The sequence below is a fragment of the Kitasatospora sp. NPDC001527 genome (genome assembly GCF_040298605.1).
GTDB lineage: Bacteria > Actinomycetota > Actinomycetes > Streptomycetales > Streptomycetaceae > Kitasatospora.
The window spans coordinates 119,330-137,971 of sequence record NZ_JBEPAM010000006.1; the positions used below are offsets into that span (position 1 = coordinate 119,330).

An 18,642-nucleotide genomic window follows, 5' to 3' on the forward strand; every position below is an offset into this window, starting at 1 on the left:
AGCGCTGGGGCCGGCTACCGCTGCGGCGGGCCGTAGAGCGCGGCGGCGCGGGCCGCCGCCTCGGCCAGCCGTCGGCGCAGGGCCGGCGGTTCGAGCACCTCGGCCTCCGGTCCGAGCCGCAGCAGTTCCTCGTAGCCGACGTCCAGGGACTCCACTGGCAGCCGGATGGTCACCCACCCGTGTCCGTCCGGCTCCCCGGCGGCGGCGAGCGCCTCCTGGACGGCGACCGGTTCGAGCAGGTGCGGCAGCCGGTCGAGGCCGTGCGGCTGATCCGGACGGTGACGCGCTCGCGCAGCAGCGAGCGGGCGAACCCGGCGGCCTTGGCGTCCCAGAACGCGGCGAGGTCGAAGGCCTCGTCGCGTTCGAACGGCCGGTCGGCGAGCGGTTCGGCGACGGCCAGCCGGTCGACCCGGTACACCCGGTGGCCGCCGTCACCGCTGCCGTCACCGTCACCGCCGCCGTCACCGCCGCCGTCACCGTCACCATCACCGCCGTCCGGCCGGGCGTCGCCGTCCGGCCGGGCGACCAGGTACCAGGCGCCCGCCTTCAGCACCAGCCCGTACGGCCGCAGCAGCCGCTCGACGCCGCCCTGCTCCGCGCCGGGGCGCCGCCGGTAGCGCACCCGCAGCAGCCACCCGCCCCACACCGCCCGCGCGACCTCGGCCAGCAGCGGCGGCACGGGCGCGTCGCGGAACCACCCGGGCGCGTCCAGGTGGAACCGCCGGGCCCCGGCGGCGGGGGCCTCGCCGAGTTCGCCGGCCACCTTGAGCCGGGCGGCCAGGGCCGGATCGGCGAGGCCCATCGCCCCGAGCGGCCCGGGCAGGCCGGCCAGCAGCAGCACCTCCGCCTCGGCCCGGTCGAGACCGGTCAGCCGGGTGCGGTAGCCGTCGAGCAGCCGGTAGCCGCCGGCCCGCCCCCGGTCGGCGTACACGGGGACGCCGGCCTCGGCCAGTGCCAGCACGTCGCGCTGCACCGTGCGCTCGGAGACCTCCAGCTCGGCGGCCAGTTCGGCGCCGGTCATGGCGCGGCGCGCCTGGAGCAGCAGGAGCAGCGAGATCGCCCGGGCCGTGCGCATCCGCCGACCGTCCTCCCTCTCGGGGCCGGGGCGCGCCCGGCCGGTCCAGCACCGATCATGGGTGGCCGGGGGAGGTTTCGGCCTCGCGCCCCCGTGCCCCGCACGTTCCCGCACCCGCACGCCCCACGGACCCGAGGAGTCCCCGATGGCCACCGGCACCGTGCAGTCCTACCACGCCGACCACGGGTACGGCCTGATCACCCCCGATGACGACGGCCCGCCGCTGTACGTGTACTACGACTCGATCCTGACGTCCGCCGGCGGTGACCGGAGGCTGGCCGAGGGCGAGCGGGTCGAGTACGACCCGACCGAGCAGGAGGGCCGCCCGGTCGCCGAGCGGGTGCGGCGCGCGGCCTGAGGCCCTCGGCCGCGGGCGCAGAACCGCAGGTGGAGAACCCGTCCGGCGGGCGGTCCGCGCCCCCGTACGATCAGGGCCATGGAGATGACGACCGCCCTCTGGTCCTTCGCCCTCGTCGTGGGCCTGCTCACGCTCACCCCGGGGCTGGACACCGCCCTCATCCTGCGCACCTCGGCGCTGGGCCATCGGCGGCAGGCGTGGGGCGTGGTGCTCGGGATCCAGACCGGCACGCTGCTCTGGGGGACGCTCACCTCGGCCGGCGTGACGGTGCTGCTCACCGCCTCGAAGGTCGGCTACGAGGTGTTGCGCTGGGCGGGCGCCGCCTACCTGGTGTGGATGGGGATCGGGATGCTCCGCGCCCGGGCCGGCGCGGCGGGCGGGGACGGAACGGCAGCCGGGGACGGGCGGGAGCAGGAGTCAGGGCCGGACGAGGAGAAGGCCCCGGTGGGCGGTCTGGCGTCCGGCTGGCGGCGCGGCCTGCTGACCAACCTGCTCAACCCGAAGGTGGGCGTCTTCTACGTCGCGATGCTGCCGCAGTTCATCCCGGCGAGTGCCCCGCACTTCGCCGCCGGGGTGGCCCTGACCGGCGTCCACGTGCTGGAGGGCCTGCTCTGGTCGCTGGTGCTGGTCGCCTTCGCCCGGGCGCTGCGCGGCTGGCTGCGCCGTCCGGTGGCGCGCCGGGCGATGGACCGGGTGACGGGTGTGGTGGTGGTCGGCTTCGGCGTGAAGCTGGCGGTCTCCGACTGACCGGAGCCCGGGGGATCAGCGGCCCAGGCGGCTCAGGCCCTCGCGGAGATCGTCCGGGTCCATGCAGATGTGCATGTCGATGTGGGCGTTGAACTCCAACCAGAACGGCTCGCAGATCCTGACGATGGACGCCTCGTCGGGCACGTCGACCACGACGATCTGGCAGCGCCGGCCGTGCCGGGGGAAGGCGTAGGCGGCCTCGGGCTTGAGGCCGGCCATGATCTGGTTGAACTTCGCCGCGAGGGCGCCGTCCGTGATGGCCCGGTTGGTCGTCTGGGTGTCGAGTTCGATCTCCAGCAGCGCGCGCATGGCGGTGCCCCTTTTCCGGGCTCGGGCGAGTCCTCCGTTCCAGCCTCCCGCCGCCGCGCGGGGCCCGCAATTCACCCGGTCGGCGGTACCGGATTGGCCGCTGCGCCGTCCCGCGGGCTGCACTGGGAGGCGTCCGGACGACGACCGGACGACGGCCGGCGGAACAGGAGCCCGTCCCATGGCGATCATCGTGGTGTTCGACCTTCCCGGGGTGACCCGGGAGCAGTACGAGGAGTCGGTGGACCGGCTCACCGGCGGCACCGGGCTGAACCGGCCCGAGGACTGGCCGGTGCGCGGGCTGCTGACGCACGCGGCCGGTCCGCTGCCGGACGGCGCGGGCTGGCACGTCACGGACGTCTGGGAGTCCCGGGAGGCCTTCGACCACTTCGCGGCGGTGCTGCTGCCGATCCTGCGCGAGGTGGGGATGGCGACCGCCCCGCCGCTGGTCTGCGAGGCCTACAACGTGGTGCGCTGAGGTCCCGCACCGGCCGGGCCCCGCTCAGGCCGCGTGCGGCTCGCCCGCCGCCCCGCCGGTCGCCCGCTCCTCCGCACCCCCGGCCGTGAGGGCGTGGTGGATCGGCCCGTCCCCGGCGCTGAGCGGCAGGCAGCCGCCGCCCCGCCGGTGGGCGACGATCTCGGCGGCGACCGAGACGGCGGTCTCCTCGGGCGTGCGGGCGCCGAGGTCCAGGCCGATCGGGGAGCGCAGCCGGGCGAGTTCGGCATCGGTCAGCCCGGCCTCGCGCAGCCCGGCCACCCGTTCGCGGTGGGTGCGGCGCGAGCCCATCGCGCCGACGTAGCCGAGCGGCAGCCGCAGCGCGCGTTCCAGCAGCGGCAGGTCGAACTTGGCGTCGTGGGTGAGCACGCAGAGCACCGTGCGGCCGTCCAGCCGGTCCAGCTGGGAGTCCAGGTAGCGGTGCGGCCAGTCGACGACCACCCGGTCCGCGTCGGGGAAGCGCCGTTCGGTGGCGAAGACGGGCCGGGCGTCGCAGACGGTGACGTCGTAGCCGAGGAACTTGCCGATCCGCACGACGGCCGCGGCGAAGTCGATCGCGCCGAACACCAGCATCCGGGGCGCGGGCACGTACGACTCGACGAACAGGGTGACGGTGCCGCGCCCGTGCTCGTCGCAGGGGCGTCCGTCGAGGCCGAGGACGAGCCGGCCGGTGCGGCCGGCGTCGAGCAGGGCGCGCGCCTCGGTGACGGCGGCCCGCTCCAGCGCGGCCGACACCGTGGGGGCGGGGGAGAGGGCGCCGTGGTGGGTCCCGGCGGTGACGGCGAGGGTGGCGCCGAGCAGCCCGGAGGGGCCGGCGACGACGCGGGCGAGTGCCACGGGGGTGCCGGCGGCGACCAGCGCGATGCCGGCGTCGAGCGCGGGATCGGCGCCGGGGACGACCGGCTGGACGAAGACGTCCAGGGCGCCGCCGCAGGTCAGGCCGACGGCGAAGGCGTCCTCGTCGCTGTAACCGAACCGTTCCAGCACCGGCTCGCCGGAGGCGATGGCGGCCCGGCACAGCTCGTAGACGGCCCCCTCGACGCAGCCGCCGGAGACGCTGCCGACGGCCTCGCCGTCCGCGTCGACGGCGAGCGCGGCGCCCGGGTCGCGCGGGGCGCTGCCGGTGACGCCGACCACGGTGGCCACGGCGAAGGAGCGGCCGGACGCGTGCCAGGCCAGCAGCTGCTGGGCGATGTCCTGCATGACGGGAGCTCCTTCGTGCCTTCGAGGGTAGGCGAACCGGGCGGGCCGGGGCACTGCCCGTGATCCGCGCTGCCGGTGATCCGCGCTGCCGGTGATCCGCGCCGCCCGTGATCCGTGCCGCCCGTGATCCGCCGCCGTACGGGAGAACGATCCCGCACGGCGGCGGTCCCCGCGGCGGCGGGCCCGGCACGCGCCCGGCACGCGCCCGGTATGCGCCCGCACGCGTCCGGTACGCGCCCGGCCGGCACCTGACAGCCGGTCAACGAGGGGGCGCGGGAAGGGGAACGGACTCCCGGGAGGACGGCCGGACCCCTACCGGCCCCCGGGCCGCTCGGTGGTCAGGTGCTCGGGCCGCACCGGGATGCGGTTCAGCGCCAGGCCGGTGGCGGCACGGATGGCCGCCACGATGGACGGCGTGGCCGAGACGGTCGGCGCCTCGCCCACCCCGCGCAGCCCGTACGGGGCGTGCGGGTCCGGCAGTTCGAGCAGCTCGACCGGGATCGGCGGGGTGTCCAGGATGGTCGGGATGAGGTAGTCGGTGAAGGAGGCGTTGCGCACCTTCCCGTCCCGCAGGACGATCTCCTCCATCACCGCGAGCCCCAGCGCCTGGGTGCAGCCGCCCTGGATCTGGCCGACCACCGCGAGCGGGTTGAGCGCCTTGCCGACGTCCTGGACGGCGCTCAGCTCGACCACCTTGACCAGGCCGAGTTCGACGTCCACGTCGACCACCGCGCGGTTGGCGCAGAAGCTGTACTGGACGTGGCCGACGCCCTGCCCGGTCTCCCGGTCGAAGGGGGTGGTGGGGCGGTGGCGGAACTCGCGGGTCACCTCGATGGCGTCGTCGCCGAGCAGGTCGGCGACGGCGACCAGCGGGCCGGCCGCGGCGGAGACGACCTTGCCGCCGGCCAGCGTGAGGTCCTGCCCGGTCCAGCCGTAGCGGCGCCGGCCCCGTTCGATCAGCGCCCGCCGGACCGCCTCGGCGGCCAGCTTGACCGCGCCGCCCGTCATGTAGGTCTGCCGGGAGGCGGAGGTCGAACCGGCCGAGCCGATCCCGGTGTCGGCGGGCTGGATGGTCACCTGCTCGACGCCCAGCTCGGTGCGGGCGATCTGGGCGTGCACGGTGACGCCGCCCTGGCCGACCTCGGCCATCGCGGTGTGCACCAGGGCGACCGGCTCGCCGCCGATCACCTCCAGCCGCACCCGCGCGGTGGAGTAGTCGTCGAAGCCCTCGGAGAAGCCGACGTTCTTGATGCCGACCGAGTAGCCGACGCCGCGCACGATGCCCTCGCCGTGCGAGGTGTTGGACAGCGCGCCGGGCAGCCGCCGCACGTCGGGGTCATCGGGGTCCAGCGGCGGCGGCAGCGGCATGTCCTTGACCCGCCGCAGCAGTTCGGCGACCGGTGCGGGCGCGTCGATCTCCTGGCCGGTGGGCATCCGGTCGCCCTGCCGCACCGCGTTGATCCGGCGGAACTCGACCGGGTCCATGCCCAGTTCGGCGGCCAGCCGGTCCATCTGGCTCTCGTAGCCGAACGCCGCCTGCACCGCGCCGAAGCCGCGCATCGCCCCGCAGGACGGGTTGTTGCTGTACAGCGCGAGGGCGTGCATCCGCACGTTCGGGATCGCGTACGGGCCGTGGCCGAGCGAGGCCGCGTTGCCGACCACGGCGGGCGAGGTGGAGGCGTACGCGCCGCCGTCCAGCACGATCCGGGCGTCGGCGTAGACCAGCCTGCCGTCCCGGGTGGCGCCGTGCTCGTAGGTCATCCGCGCCGGGTGGCGGTGGACGTGGCCGAAGAAGGACTCGTCCCGGGAGTAGACGATCTTGACCGGCCGGCCGGTGCGCAGCGCCAGCAGGCAGGCGTGGATCTGCATCGAGAGGTCCTCGCGGCCGCCGAACGCGCCGCCGACCCCGGCCAGGGTGAGCCGGACCTTCTCCTCCGGCAGCCCGAGCACCGGCGCCATCTGCCGGCGGTCCGCGTGCAGCCACTGGGTGGCGATGTAGAGGTCGACGCCGCCGTCCTCGGCCGGCACCGCCAGCCCGGACTCCGGGCCGAGGAAGGCCTGGTCCTGCATGCCCACCTCGTAGGTGCCGCGGACCACCACGTCCGCCCGCGCCCGCACCTCGTCGGTGACGCCGAGGCCGCAGACCACCCGCTGCTCGTGGCAGATGTTGCCGTGCGCGTGCGACCGGTACTCGTGAGGCTCGTGCACGTACCCGTACGTCCGCGGGTCGAGGCACTGCTCCTCGGTGACGATCGGGGTCAGCACCTCGTACTCGACCTCGATCCGCCGCGCCGCGCGCCGGGCGGTCTCCGGGTGGTCGGCGGCGACCAGCGCGACCGGCTCGCCCTGGTAGCGGACCTTGTCGATCGCCAGGGCCGGCTGGTCGGGGACGTCCAGTCCGTAGTACTTGCTGCCGGGGATGTCCTCGTGGGTGAGCACAGCGAAGACCCCGGGCACGGCGAGCGCGCCGGAGACGTCGACGGACAGGATGTTCGCCCGGGGGTGCGGCGAGCGCAGCGCCGTGCCCCACAGCATGTCCTCGTGCCACAGGTCGGAGGAGTAGGCGAACTCGCCGCGCACCTTGAGGACGCCGTCCGGGCGCAGCGGCGAGCCGCCGACGCCGTGCCGGTTGCTCTGCCGGATCGCCTGGAGGTTCTTCTGCCCCTGGACGGTCCGCTGCGCCCGGGGGGTCCGCCGCTCCCGGGGGGTCCGCGCGTTCATTCGGTCACCGCCCTGCCGGCACACGCCCGGGCGGACGCCAGCCGCACCGCGTCCATGATCTTCTCGTAGCCGGTGCACCGGCACAGGTTGCCCGAGAGCGCCTCGCGGATGTCCGCGTCGGAGGGCTGCGGGTCGCGGGCCAGCAGCGCGTCGGTCTGCACCAGCAGGCCGGGCGTGCAGAAGCCGCACTGGACGGCGCCGGCGTCCAGGAAGGCCTGCTGGACCGGGCCGAGCCCGCCGTCCTCGGTGCCCAGGCCCTCGACGGTGCGCACTTCGCGGTCCTGCACCTGGCCGGCCGCGACCAGGCAGGCGCAGACCGGCACGCCGTCCAGGTAGACCGTGCAGGATCCGCATTCGCCCTGTTCGCAGGCGTTCTTCGAGCCGGGCAGGCCGACGCGCTCGCGCAGCACGTGCAGCAGGCTCTCGCCCTCCCACACGTCGTCGGCCTCGACTGGCCTGCCGTTGGCGGTGAAGGTGACCCTCATGCCGCGCTCCTGATCTGCTCGCGGTAGTCGTTCCAGGCCCAGGTGAGCGTGCGCCGGGCCATCACGGCGAGCGCGTGCCGCCGGTAGTCGGCGGTGCCCCGGACGTCGTCGATCGGGGCGGCGGCGGCCGTGACCAGCTCGCCGAACCGCCGGACCACCTCGGTGCCGAGCGGTTCGCCGCTTCGCCACAGGCCGCGCCCGGCGAGCGTCTCGCGCAGGTACTCCTCGGCCTCGGCGGCGCGGCGCGGGGTGGGGGCGGCCGAGCCGATGCCGGTGCCGACGGTGCCGGTGCGCGGGTGCAGCGCGAGGCCGAACGCGCAGACCGCGATCACCATGGCGTTGCGGGTGCCGATCTTGGAGAACTGCTGCGGGCCGTCGGCGACCGGGATCCGCACGGCGCGGATCAGCTCGTCGGCCGCCAGGCTGTTGCGCTTCACCCCGGTGTAGAAGTCGTCGATGGGGATCAGCCGGGTGCCGCGCACCGAGGCCGCCTCGACGAACACGTCGCGGCCGGCCGCCAGCAGCGGCGGGTGCGCGTCGCCGGCGGGGGAGGCCGCGCCCAGGTTGCCGCCGACGCTGCCGCGGTTGCGGATCTGCGGGGAGCCGACGGTGCGGGCGGCCAGCGCCAGGCCGGGCAGCGGACCGGACAGCTCGGCGATGATCCGGCTGTAGGGGACGGCGGCGCCGAGCCGGACCACCGCGCCGTCGTCCGACCACTCGGTGAGCTCGGTGACGCGGTTCAGGTCGAGGACCGCGGGCGGGCGGCGCACGTCGAAGTTCAGCTCGACCATGACGTCCGTGCCGCCGGCGAGGGGCAGCGCGGCCGGGTGTTCGGCCTTCGCCGCGAGCGCCTCGTCCCAGGTGGCGGGGCGAAGGAACTCCATGCGGGCCTCCTCACGTCGTCGCCGTCCCGGTCACGGGGCGGGTCGGGGGCGTGTGGACAGTGAACCGCCGCGACCGGGCCGCGGGCAGTCACCGATGGCATGAAGCCCCGGCCGCGCGGTCGCCCGGCATCCTGTACGTTCCTCCAAGGGGCCCGCGCCGGGGACGGCGCCGGGGACGGCGCCGCGGGCCGGCCGCGCGGTCCCACCTACGACCGTAGTCCGGCCGTCGTCCCCGAGTCACGGCCCCGCGATCCCCGCCCCGCCCCACCCCTCCTGCCGCCCCGCCCCCCGACCCCAGCCACCAGCCCCCGAAGGAGCCCGCGGATGCGTGTCCGTGACCTGCTCGCCCCCGGCGCCCCGCGCCTGCGTCTGCTCGCGGCCGAGGAGGAGCTGGACCGGCAGGTCAGCGGGGTGATGACGACCGACCTGCACGACCCCGGCCGGTACCTGCACGGCGGCGAGCTGGTCCTCACCGGCATGCTCTGGCGCAGCTCCCCGGCCGACTCCGAGCGGTTCGTGCGCACCCTCGCGGCGGGCGGGGCGGTCGCCCTGGCGGCCGGGGAGGCCGAGGTCGGCCCGGTGCCCGAGGACCTCGTCGAGGCCTGCCGCCGGCACCGGATGCCGCTGCTCGCGGTGCCCGACGACATCGCCTTCGGCACCGTCACCGAGTTCGTCGGCCGCCAGGTCTCCGCCGACCGGGCCGCCGACCTCGCCGCCCTCGTCGACCGGCACCGGCTGCTGGTCTCGGCGGCCGGCGGCGGCGGACTGGACGCCGTCCTCGACCTGCTCGGCGGCGACCTCGACCTCGACTGCTGGGTGCTCACCCCGACCGCCGCGGTGATCGCCGGCCCCGCCGACCGGCTGCCCGCCGAGGACCGCGACCAGCTGGTCCGCGCCCACCTGGCCGCCCAGCGCCAGCGCCGCCGCCCCCCGCACCGGGCCCGCCTGGCGGCCGGCGCCTACTCGCTGCTGCCCGCGCCCGTCGACCCGCAGGCGCCGTCCCCGCTGGCCGACTGGGTGCTCGTGGTGGCCGGTGACGTCACCGAGTGGACCGGCAAGCGCCAGCAGCTCGCCGAGAACCTCGCCCGGCTGGTCGCCGCCGAGCGCCACCGCCGCGACGAGGGCCGCCGGCTGCGCCGCCGCCTCGCCGACGAGGTGCTCGCCCTGCTGCGGCGCGACGCCGACCCGGCCGAGATCAGCCGCACCCTCTACGCCTCCGCGGCGATGGCCGCCCGCGACGAGGGCCCCGGGCCGCGCGAGGAGGACGACGCCTGGCTGGTGCTCAGCGCCGAGGGCACCGCACTGCCCGAGGGCGTGGTGCGGGCCGTCCTGGAGGAGGCGCTGGGCGGCGCCGGCGACCGCGCGCTGGTCGCCGGGGACGGCACCGGCGCGGTGGTGGTGATGCCCGCGGCCGAGGGCCCGCTGCCCGCCGAGGAACTGCGCGGGCTGCTGGCCCCGCTGGAGGCCGGGCTCGGCCCGGAGGGCCGGATCACCCTCGGCGTCTCGGCGCCCGCCCGGGAGGCCGTCGGCCTGCGCGGGGCGCTGGAGGAGGCCCGGCACGCCCGCCGGATCGCCGCTTCCCGGGCCGGCGGGGTCCGCGTGGCCGGGCCGGAGGAGCTGGCCTCGCACGTGCTGCTGCTGGCCGCCGTCCCGGACGAGGTCCGCCGGGCCTTCCGCAGCCGGCTGCTGGACACCGTGATCGCCTACGACCTCGAACACCAGGCGGACCTGGTGCGCACCCTGGAGGCGTTCCTGCGCTCGGACGGCTCCTGGACCAGGTGCGCCGCCCAGCTGCACGTCCACGTCAACACCCTGCGCTACCGGATCGGCCGCGTCGAGGAGCTGACCGGCCGCGACCTGTCCCGCCTGGAGGACCGGGTGGACTTCTACCTGGCCCTCGAACTGGCCTGAGCCGCGTGACGGAGAGCGGCCCCCGGGAGCACGCTCCCGGGGGCCGCTGCGCACGAACGGGCTACTGGGCCGGGATGATGCCGGTCAGCCACTCGAAGACGCCCGGCACCATGTCCTTCCACACGTCGCTGGAGTGCGGACCGGTGGTCTCCACCACCTGCACGGTGGTGGGCGCCTTGGCGGCGGCGGCGATCGCCTGGCCGTCCTCGTAGCCGTCGCCCTTGTTGCCCGAGACGTACAGCGCGACCTTCGGCGGCTGGGCGGCGCCCTTCACGATGGTGACCGGGTTGTTGGCCTCGCGCAGCGCGGGGTCCTTGCCGACCAGCGAGTCCTTCTCGGTCGCCGGGTCGTTGTAGCCCGAGAGGCTGACGCCCGCCCGGTAGCGGTTCGGGTGGGCCAGCGAGAGCTTGGCGGCGCAGTGCGCGCCCGCCGAGTAGCCGGCGATCGCCCAGCGGTCGGCGGAGGGGTCGGCCCGGAAGTTGTCCAGGATCATCTGCGGCACGTCCCGGGTCAGCCAGGTGTCGGCGTTGACCTTGCCCGGCACGTCGGTGCAGCCGGCGTCGGTGCGGTTGCCCAGCAGCAGGGTGCGCGGCGAGACCAGGATGAACGGCGCCACCTTGCCCTGCTGCATCAGCGGCTTGAGCTGCTCGGAGACCTTGAGCGTGCCGTACCAGGTGGAGGAGGAGCCCGGGTAGCCGGGGATCAGCTCGACCACCGGGAACTTCCTGTCCTTGAACGCCGGGTCGTGGTACTGCGGCGGCAGCCAGACCAGCACCTCGCCGTCGACGCCGGACAGCTGGCCCTTGAGGTCGGTCTTCTGGACGTCGCCCGGCACCTTCGGGTCGTCCACGCCGCGGAAGGACTGCTGCACCTTGTTGGCCGGCGGGTTGGCCGGGGTGTGCGCCGCGTCGCTCGCCGGCGCGCCGCCCCCGCCGCCCGCCGGGGCCGCGCCCTGGCCGCCGCCCGCGGCCGCCTCCTGCGGCGGGACGGGCGGCACCGCCCGCACGTGGTTGCCGGTGCCGAGCAGGTCGTCCCAGCTGCCGTAGATCAGGTTGGCGTTGTTGACCATGACGAAGACCATGACCACCGCGGTGACCTGGCAGAACACGATCATGGCGAGCCTGGACAGGACGCGCACCGGCTTGGGGCCCTTGACCCGGCCCCAGAACCACATCGCCACCGCGATGGAGATCGGCACGAGAACGACCGTGCAGATGAAGAATGGCGTACCTGTCAGTTGCATGAAGTTCTCGTATCCGGGTTCGAAGCCGCCCGGGCCCCACTCGCCCGGACCGCCACCTCAATGGCATCAGACGGCCAGGAACGGGGATCGGTTGCCGTCGGAATCTGTGCGGAACCTGAGAGGAACATCACGCTCGCGCGAGGTTCCCCCTTTTCGGGTCCGCCCTAGTCTGCCACCCCGGCGGACCCCCTCCGGACGTCGCACCCAGCGGACTCCCAGGAATCGCCCCACCGGGCACGATACCGTCCGGACGGATCGCCCCTCCGGGCGAGGCGGTGCGAAGGCGCGTCCGCGGGGAAGCGAGACTATGGGGATGAGCACAACCCGCATGAGTCCCGTCCGCCGGCTGAGGCCCGCCGCCGCCGCGCTGGCCGTCCTGGCCCTCACGGTCGCCGTCGCCGGCTGCAGCAGCACCGGAGGAAGACGCGCCGAGGAGGCCCGCGCCAAGGCCGCGGCCGCCGCCGGCGGCGCCGTCACCACCCCGCGCTGGAAGGTCGCCATGGTGACCCACGCGGGCGCCGGCGACGCCTTCTGGGACACCGTGCGCAAGGGCGCCGAGCAGGCCGCCGCGAAGGACAACATCACCTTCCTGTACTCCAACGACGCGCAGACCCAGAACCAGGTCCAGCTCGTCCAGGCCGCCATCGACCAGAAGGTCGACGGCCTGCTGGTCACCCTCGCCAAGGGCGACGCGATGGCCGACGTGCTCGGCAAGGCCAAGGCCGCCGGCATCCCCGTGATCACCATCAACTCCGGCCAGGAGTACTCCGCCAGGTTCGGCGCCCTCACCCACATCGGCCAGGACGAGGCCACCGCCGGCCAGGCCGCCGGCACCGAGCTGGCCCACCGCGGCCGCAAGAACGTCCTGTGCGTGATCCACGAGCAGGGCAACGTCGGCCAGGAGCAGCGCTGCTCCGGCGCCCGGAGCACCGCCGGCGGCGCCTTCCAGGTGCTGTACGTCGACGGCGTCAACATGCCCGACGCCCGCGCGGCCCTCTCCGCCAAGCTGCAGGCCGACCCGGCGATCGACACCGTGCTCACCCTCTCCGGCCCGATGGCGGCCACCGGCCTGCAGGCGATCCAGGACGCCCGCCGCCCGGTCGAGCTCGACACCTTCGACCTGGGCACCCAGGTGGTGTCCGGCCTCAAGGCGGGCACCGTCGGCTTCGCCGTCGACCAGCAGCCCTACCTCCAGGGCTACCAGGGCGTCGACCTGATCTGGCTCTACCGGTACAACCTCAACATGCTCGGCGGCGGCAAGCCGGTGGCCACCGGCCCGCAGATCCTCACCAAGGACAACGCGGACGCCCTCGCCGAGTACGTCGCGAGGGGGACCAGGTGAGCACCTCCGACGTCCTGGCGGCCGATCGCGGGGAGCGCCCGGCCGCGCTGCGCCGGCTGGCCGCCCGGCCCGAGCTGGGCGCGCTGATCGCCGCCGCCGCGGTCTTCCTGGTCTTCGCCGCCGTCGCCGAGCCCTTCCTGCGGGTCTCCTCGCTGGGCACCGTGCTGTACGCGGCCTCCACCATCGGGATCATGGCCGTCCCGGTCGCGCTGCTGATGATCGGCGGCGAGTTCGACCTCTCGGCCGGCGTCCTGGTCACCACCGCCGCGCTGACCTCGTCGATGGTCTCCTACCAGCTCACCGCGGTGACCTGGGTGGGCGTGCTGGTCTCGCTGGCCGTCACGCTGGCGGTCGGCCTGTTCAACGGCTGGATGCTCTCGCGCACCAAGCTGCCGAGCTTCATCGTCACCCTCGGCACCTTCCTGATGCTGACCGGTGCCAACCTCGGCGTCACCAAGCTGGTCTCCGGCACCGTCTCCACCAAGCCGATCTCCGACATGGAGGGCTTCGCCTCCTGCCGCTGGCTGTTCGCCTCCGAGGTCACCGTCGGCGGGCTGACGATCAAGGCCACCGTCTGGTGGTGGCTGGGCCTGCTGCTGGTGGGCAGCTGGGTGCTGCTGCGCACCCGGTTCGGCAACTGGATCTTCGCGGTCGGCGGGGACGCGGCCGCGGCCCGCGCGGTCGGGGTGCCGGTCGCCCGGACGAAGACCGTGCTCTACCTGTTCGTCGGCTTCGGCGCCTGGGTGCTCGGCCAGCACCTGCTGTTCTCCTTCGACACGGTGCAGTCCGGCGAGGGCGTCGGCAACGAGCTGATCTACATCGTCGCGGCCGTCATCGGCGGCTGCCTGATCACCGGCGGCTACGGCTCGGTGGTCGGCTCCGCGCTCGGCGCGCTGATCTTCGGCATGGTCAGCAAGGGCATCATCTACGCCCAGTGGAACCCCGACTGGTTCAAGTTCTTCCTGGGTGCGATGCTGCTGCTCGCCGCCCTGCTGAACTCCCTGGTCAAGCGCCGCGCCGAACGGGGGCCCCGATGACCGAGCTCCTCTCCCTGCGGGGTGTCGGCAAGACCTACGGCACCGTGCGCGCCCTGGAGGACGTCTCGCTGACCCTGCGGGCCGGCGAGATCAGCTGCGTGCTCGGCGACAACGGCGCCGGCAAGTCCACCCTGATCAAGATCATCGCCGGGCTGCACCGGCACGACGAGGGCACCTTCACGGTGGGCGGCGAGGAGGTCCGCTTCGACTCCCCGCGCAAGGCCCTGGACCGCGGCATCGCCACCGTCTACCAGGACCTCGCCGTGGTGCCGCTGATGCCCGTCTGGCGCAACTTCTTCCTCGGCTCCGAGCAGGGGTACAAGCGCTGGGGCGGGCTGCGGATCGACGCCGACGGCATGCGCGCCACCACCCGCCGGGCGCTCGCCGACATGGGCATCGACCTGCCCGACGTCGACCGCCCGATCGGCACCCTGTCCGGCGGCCAGCGCCAGTGCGTGGCGATCGCCCGCGCCGTGCACTTCGGCGCCAGGGTGCTCATCCTGGACGAGCCGACCGCCGCGCTCGGCGTCAAGCAGTCCGGGGTGGTGCTCAAGTACGTCACCGCCGCCCGGGACGCCGGACTCGGCGTGGTGCTGATCACCCACAACCCGCACCACGCGTACCTGGTCGGGGACCACTTCACCCTGCTCAAGCGGGGCCGGATGGCCGGCAGTCACGCCCGCTCGGAGATCGGCCTGGAGGAGCTCACCACCGAGATGGCGGGCGGCTCCGACCTCGCCGAGCTCTCGCACGAGCTGGCCCGGCCGCAGGCCCCCGGCTCCGGACCCGGGCCCGACGCCGGTCCCTCCGCCCCCGAACCCCTCGACCCAGGCAAGGAGCGTCCGCAGCCGTGACCAGCCCCCACGGCGGCACCCGTCCGCCCGTCCTGCCCACCCTGCTCGGCCTCGGGCCGCGGGCCGAGCGCCGCCGCCGGGCGCTGCCCGCCGGCCTGCTGCGGCTGCCGACCATCGGCGTCGACATCGGCGGCACCAAGGTCGTCGCCGGCGTGGTCGACGGCGAGGGCAAGGTGCTGGAGAAGCTGCGCACCGACACGCCCCACAAGTCCAAGAGCCCCAAGGTGGTCGAGGACGTCATCGTCGAGCTGGTGCTGGAGCTCGCCGACCGGCACGACGTGCACGCGGTCGGCATCGGCGCGGCCGGCTGGGTCGACGCCGAGCGCTCCACCGTGCTCTTCGCCCCGCACCTCAACTGGCGCGGCGAACCGCTGCGGGAGGCGCTCAGCGCCCGGCTGCGGTTCCCGGTGATCGTCGAGAACGACGCCAACGCCGCCGCCTGGGCCGAGTGGCGCTTCGGCGCCGGGCGGGGCGAGGAGCACATGGTGATGCTCACCCTCGGCACCGGCATCGGCGGCGCCGTGGTGCGCGACGGCTTCGTGGACCGGGGCAAGTACGGGCTGGCCGGCGAGTTCGGGCACATGCAGGTGGTGCCCGGCGGCCACCGCTGCCCGTGCGGCAACCGCGGCTGCTGGGAGCAGTACTCCTCCGGCAACGCGCTGGTGCGCGACGCCCGCGAGCTGGTCGCCGAGGAGTCCCCGGTGGTCCAGCCGCTGCTGGCCCGGGCCGGCGGCAGCGTCGAGGGCATCACCGGCCCGCTGGTCACCGAGGCCGCCCGGGCCGGCGACCCGACCGCCACCGAGCTGCTCTACGAGGTCGGCACCTGGCTCGGCGTCGGCATCGCCAACCTGGCCGCCGCCCTGGACCCGGGACGCTTCGTCGTCGGCGGCGGCGTCTCCGAGGCCGGCGACCTGCTGCTCGGCCCGGCCCGCGACACCTTCCGCCGCACCCTCACCGGCCGCGGCTTCCGCCCGGAGGCGAGCATCGTGCACGCCGCCCTCGGCAACGAGGCCGGCCTGGTCGGCGCCGCCGACCTCGCCCGCCAGGTCGCCCGCCGCTTCCGCACCATCAAGCGCCGCCGCGTGGAGCGCGCCGTGCCGTGACGGTGCGGCCGTCGGCCGAACGGTTGCCCGCCGTCAACTACCCGTTGGTAGCGACGCGGCACTGTTGTCGGGGTCATGGCTCCTGTGAAACAACGGAGTTGACGTCGACTCAGAGGAGTATCGGATGAGAGCACTGGCCCGGATCGCCCCGCCGCTCCTGCTCGCCACCGCCCTGGTGTGGTCCACCGCCGGACCCGCCGGGGCGGCGCCGCCGCCGGCCAAGGTGCCCGAGGCGGTCGGCTGGGGCGGGGCGGTGGCCAGCGTGGACGCCGACGCCACGGCGGCCGGCATCGAGGTCCTGCGCAAGGGCGGCAACGCCGTGGACGCGGCGGTCGCGGTCGCGGCGGCGCTCGGTGTCACCGAGCCCTACTCGGCCGGGATCGGCGGCGGCGGGTACTTCGTCTACTACGACCACGCCACCGGCCGGGTGCACACCATCGACGGCCGGGAGACCGCCTCCCGCAAGGCCGACACCTCGCTCTTCCTGGAGGACGGCAAGCCGCTGCCGTTCGCCGACGCCGTCACCAGCGGCCTGTCGGTCGGCGTCCCGGGCTCACCGGCCACCTGGGAGACCGCGGTCGGGCTCTGGGGCCGGCGCGACTTCGCCGAGGTGCTGAAGCCCGCCCAGCGGATCGCCGAGCAGGGCTTCACCGTCGACCAGACCTTCCAGGACCAGACCGCGCTCAACCAGGCCCGGTTCAAGGACTTCCCCGACACCGCCGAGCTCTTCCTGCCCGGCGGCGCGCTCCCGGTCGTCGGCTCCACCTTCCGCAACCCCGACCTGGCCGCCACCTACCGCCAGCTCGGCAAGGAGGGCACCGCGGCGCTGTACCGGGGCGCGATCGGCGAGGACGTCGTGCGCACCATCCAGCACCCGCCGGTCGACCCCGCCTCCGGCCGGATCGCCCGCCCCGGCCAGGTGGACGCCGCCGACCTGGCCGGCTACCGGGTCCGCCGCCAGCAGCCCACCCACGTCGCCTACCGGGACTACGACGTCTACTCGATCGCCCCCTCCAGCTCCGGCGGCACCACCGTCGGCGAGGCGTTCGGCATCCTGGAGGACGGCGAGGTCGCCGACTACGACGCCACGCAGTACTACCACCACTTCCTGGAGGCCTCGCGGCTCTCCTTCGCCGACCGCAACCGCTGGGTCGGCGACCCTGCGTTCAACGACGTCCCGGTCAAGGAACTGCTGTCCGCGCGCTACGCGGCCTCCCGCGCCTGCCTGATCAGCCCGGACCGCGCGCTCACCAGCCCGGTCGCCCCCGGTGACCCGCGCCACCCGGCCGGCTGCCCGGACGCCGCCCCGGCGCCCGCCGCCGAGCCCTACGAGGGCCTGAGCACCAGCCACCTCACCGTGGCCGACCGCTGGGGCAACGTCGTCTCCTACACCCTGACCCTGGAGCAGACCGGCGGCAGCGGCATCACCGTCCCCGGCCGCGGCTTCCTGCTCAACAACGAGCTGACCGACTTCAACTTCACCCCGCTCTTCCCCGGGGTGCCCGACCCCAACCTGCCCGGCCCCGGCAAGCGGCCGCGCTCCTCGCTCTCGCCGACCATCGTGCTGCGCGACGGCGAGCCCCTGCTGGCGGCCGGCTCGCCCGGCGGCGCCACCATCATCACCACCACCCTCCAGGTGCTGCTCGGCCGCCTCGACCGGGGGCTGAGCCTGGAGCAGGCGATCGCCGCGCCGCGCGCCAGCCAGCGCAACACCGCCGCCACCCAGGCCGAGCCGGCCTTCCTGTCGCTGCCCGAACGGGCCCGGCTGGAGGCGCTCGGCCACGTGTTCACCGCCACGCCGGAGATCGGCGCGGCGACCGGCGTCGAGCGGCTGCCGGACGGCCGCTGGGTCGCCGCCGCCGAACCGGTGCGCCGCGGCGGCGGCTCGGCGGCGGTGGTGCGGCCCGCGCCGTGAGCGTGCGGGCGGGCGGCGCTGTCGGTGCCGTTCGGTAGATTCGGGGTGGGCGTCCACGTGGCGCCCACCCCTTACCGTCCGTACCGACCGTCCGTACCGAACCGCCACCGGGAAGGCCGCCCGCCGTGACCGTCCGCATCGCCACCTGGAACATCAACTCCGTCACCGCGCGGCTGCCCAAGCTCCTCGAATGGCTGGAGAGCGCCAAGCCCGACGTGCTCTGCCTCCAGGAGCTCAAGTGCGCCGCCGACGCCTTCCCCTACGAGCCGGTGCGCGAGCTCGGCTACGAGACCGCCGCGCACGGCACCGGCCGCTGGAACGGCGTGGCGATCGTCTCCCGGATCGGCCTCGACGACGTCGTCCGCGACCTGCCCGAGCAGCCCGGCTACCTCGCCGACGACGCCCTGCTGCCCGACGTCGAGCCGCGCGCCGTCGCCGCCACCTGCGGCCCGGTCCGGGTCTGGTCGGTCTACGTGCCCAACGGCCGCGAGGTCGACCACGCCCACTACCGCTACAAGCTGGAGTGGCTGGAGGCGCTGCGCCGCGCCTCGGTGGCGGACGCGGCCGGCGAGCGCCCGTTCGCCGTCCTCGGCGACTTCAACATCGCCCCGACCGACGAGGACGTCTTCGACGTGGCCGCCTTCGAGGGCCTCACCCACGTCACCCCCGCCGAGCGGGCCGCCCTCGCCGCCCTGGAGGCCTCCGGGCTGCACGACGTCATGCCGCGCCCGCTGAAGTACGACCGCCCCTACACCTACTGGGACTACCGCCAGCTGGCCTTCCCGAAGAACCGCGGCATGCGGATCGACCTCACCTACGCCAACAAGCCCTTCGTGGACGCCGTTACGGACAGTTACGTCGACCGCGAGGCGCGCAAGGGCAAGGGCACCTCGGACCACGCGCCCGTCGTCGTGGACCTGGACCTCTGACGGGCGTCCCTCCCGTCACCCGCGGTGGCCGGC

Annotated in this window: 16 protein-coding genes and 1 pseudogene; 10 read left to right on the plus strand and 7 right to left on the minus strand. The window is 74.9% G+C overall.

Features of this window, described 5'->3' with window-relative positions; translation table 11 throughout:
- Positions 1 to 14: 14 nt before the first annotated feature.
- Positions 15 to 1,075 (minus strand): annotated as a pseudogene (locus ABT238_RS08565) (helix-turn-helix transcriptional regulator).
- 145 nt (positions 1,076 to 1,220) lie between these two features.
- Here ABT238_RS08565 and ABT238_RS08570 point away from each other — a divergent pair.
- Both ABT238_RS08570 and ABT238_RS08575 read left to right on the plus strand, forming a co-directional pair.
- Positions 1,221 to 1,433: a cold-shock protein gene (locus ABT238_RS08570; RefSeq protein ID WP_350560670.1), complete on the plus strand. Its 213-nt coding sequence runs from the start codon at positions 1,221 to 1,223 to the stop codon at positions 1,431 to 1,433.
- Positions 1,434 to 1,511: 78 nt separating this feature from the next.
- Positions 1,512 to 2,180: a LysE family translocator gene (locus ABT238_RS08575; protein WP_350756202.1), complete on the plus strand. Its 669-nt coding sequence runs from the start codon at positions 1,512 to 1,514 to the stop codon at positions 2,178 to 2,180.
- A gap of 15 nt (positions 2,181 to 2,195) precedes the next feature.
- On the opposite strand, the gene ABT238_RS08580 is transcribed toward ABT238_RS08575, so the two are convergent.
- Positions 2,196 to 2,489, minus strand: coding sequence for a hypothetical protein (locus tag ABT238_RS08580; RefSeq protein WP_350560666.1), 294 nt, complete (start codon positions 2,487 to 2,489; stop codon positions 2,196 to 2,198).
- A gap of 178 nt (positions 2,490 to 2,667) precedes the next feature.
- On the opposite strand from ABT238_RS08580, the gene ABT238_RS08585 reads away from it, so the two are divergent.
- The gene (locus ABT238_RS08585; RefSeq protein WP_350560664.1) at positions 2,668 to 2,964 is read left to right on the plus strand and encodes a hypothetical protein; all 297 of its coding nucleotides are present in this window, start codon (positions 2,668 to 2,670) and stop codon (positions 2,962 to 2,964) included.
- A gap of 24 nt (positions 2,965 to 2,988) precedes the next feature.
- On the opposite strand, the gene ABT238_RS08590 is transcribed toward ABT238_RS08585, so the two are convergent.
- The 4 genes from ABT238_RS08590 to ABT238_RS08605 form a co-directional block, all read right to left on the minus strand.
- A complete protein-coding gene (locus ABT238_RS08590) occupies positions 2,989 to 4,185 on the minus strand; it encodes an XdhC family protein (RefSeq protein WP_350560662.1) in 1,197 nt (398 codons plus the stop codon).
- A 312-nt stretch (positions 4,186 to 4,497) separates the two neighbouring features.
- On the minus strand, positions 4,498 to 6,906 hold the full coding sequence (pucD, locus tag ABT238_RS08595; protein WP_350756204.1) for a xanthine dehydrogenase subunit D: 2,409 nt from the start codon (positions 6,904 to 6,906) through the stop codon (positions 4,498 to 4,500).
- Positions 6,903 to 7,391, minus strand: a complete 489-nt coding sequence (locus ABT238_RS08600) for a (2Fe-2S)-binding protein (protein ID WP_350560658.1) — start codon at positions 7,389 to 7,391, stop codon at positions 6,903 to 6,905. The genes pucD and ABT238_RS08600 overlap by 4 nt, the downstream gene beginning before the upstream one ends.
- On the minus strand, positions 7,388 to 8,275 hold the full coding sequence (locus tag ABT238_RS08605) for an FAD binding domain-containing protein (RefSeq protein ID WP_350756206.1): 888 nt from the start codon (positions 8,273 to 8,275) through the stop codon (positions 7,388 to 7,390). The genes ABT238_RS08600 and ABT238_RS08605 overlap by 4 nt, the downstream gene beginning before the upstream one ends.
- Before the next feature lie 324 nt (positions 8,276 to 8,599).
- Between ABT238_RS08605 and ABT238_RS08610 the strand changes: the two genes are divergently transcribed.
- Complete coding sequence (locus ABT238_RS08610) at positions 8,600 to 10,186, plus strand: PucR family transcriptional regulator (protein WP_350560654.1); 1,587 nt, start codon at positions 8,600 to 8,602, stop codon at positions 10,184 to 10,186.
- Positions 10,187 to 10,247: 61 nt separating this feature from the next.
- On the opposite strand, the gene ABT238_RS08615 is transcribed toward ABT238_RS08610, so the two are convergent.
- Complete coding sequence (locus tag ABT238_RS08615) at positions 10,248 to 11,384, minus strand: alpha/beta hydrolase (protein ID WP_350560652.1); 1,137 nt, start codon at positions 11,382 to 11,384, stop codon at positions 10,248 to 10,250.
- 373 nt (positions 11,385 to 11,757) lie between these two features.
- Here ABT238_RS08615 and ABT238_RS08620 point away from each other — a divergent pair, with 373 nt between their 5' ends.
- From ABT238_RS08620 to ABT238_RS08645, 6 genes are all read left to right on the plus strand, one after another.
- On the plus strand, positions 11,758 to 12,771 hold the full coding sequence (locus ABT238_RS08620) for a substrate-binding domain-containing protein (RefSeq protein WP_502884140.1): 1,014 nt from the start codon (positions 11,758 to 11,760) through the stop codon (positions 12,769 to 12,771).
- Complete coding sequence (locus ABT238_RS08625; RefSeq protein WP_350560648.1) at positions 12,768 to 13,808, plus strand: ABC transporter permease; 1,041 nt, start codon at positions 12,768 to 12,770, stop codon at positions 13,806 to 13,808. Before ABT238_RS08620 ends, ABT238_RS08625 begins: the two co-directional genes overlap by 4 nt.
- Positions 13,805 to 14,662 (plus strand): ATP-binding cassette domain-containing protein, encoded by an 858-nt coding sequence (locus ABT238_RS08630; protein ID WP_350756208.1) that lies wholly within the window; start codon positions 13,805 to 13,807, stop codon positions 14,660 to 14,662. The genes ABT238_RS08625 and ABT238_RS08630 overlap by 4 nt, the downstream gene beginning before the upstream one ends.
- The gene (locus tag ABT238_RS08635) at positions 14,659 to 15,765 is read left to right on the plus strand and encodes an ROK family glucokinase (RefSeq protein ID WP_502891413.1); all 1,107 of its coding nucleotides are present in this window, start codon (positions 14,659 to 14,661) and stop codon (positions 15,763 to 15,765) included. The genes ABT238_RS08630 and ABT238_RS08635 overlap by 4 nt, the downstream gene beginning before the upstream one ends.
- A 124-nt stretch (positions 15,766 to 15,889) precedes the next feature.
- Positions 15,890 to 17,680, plus strand: coding sequence for a gamma-glutamyltransferase (gene ggt, locus ABT238_RS08640; protein ID WP_350560644.1), 1,791 nt, complete (start codon positions 15,890 to 15,892; stop codon positions 17,678 to 17,680).
- 125 nt (positions 17,681 to 17,805) lie between these two features.
- Positions 17,806 to 18,609: an exodeoxyribonuclease III gene (locus ABT238_RS08645; protein WP_350560642.1), complete on the plus strand. Its 804-nt coding sequence runs from the start codon at positions 17,806 to 17,808 to the stop codon at positions 18,607 to 18,609.
- Positions 18,610 to 18,642: the final 33 nt, after the last annotated feature.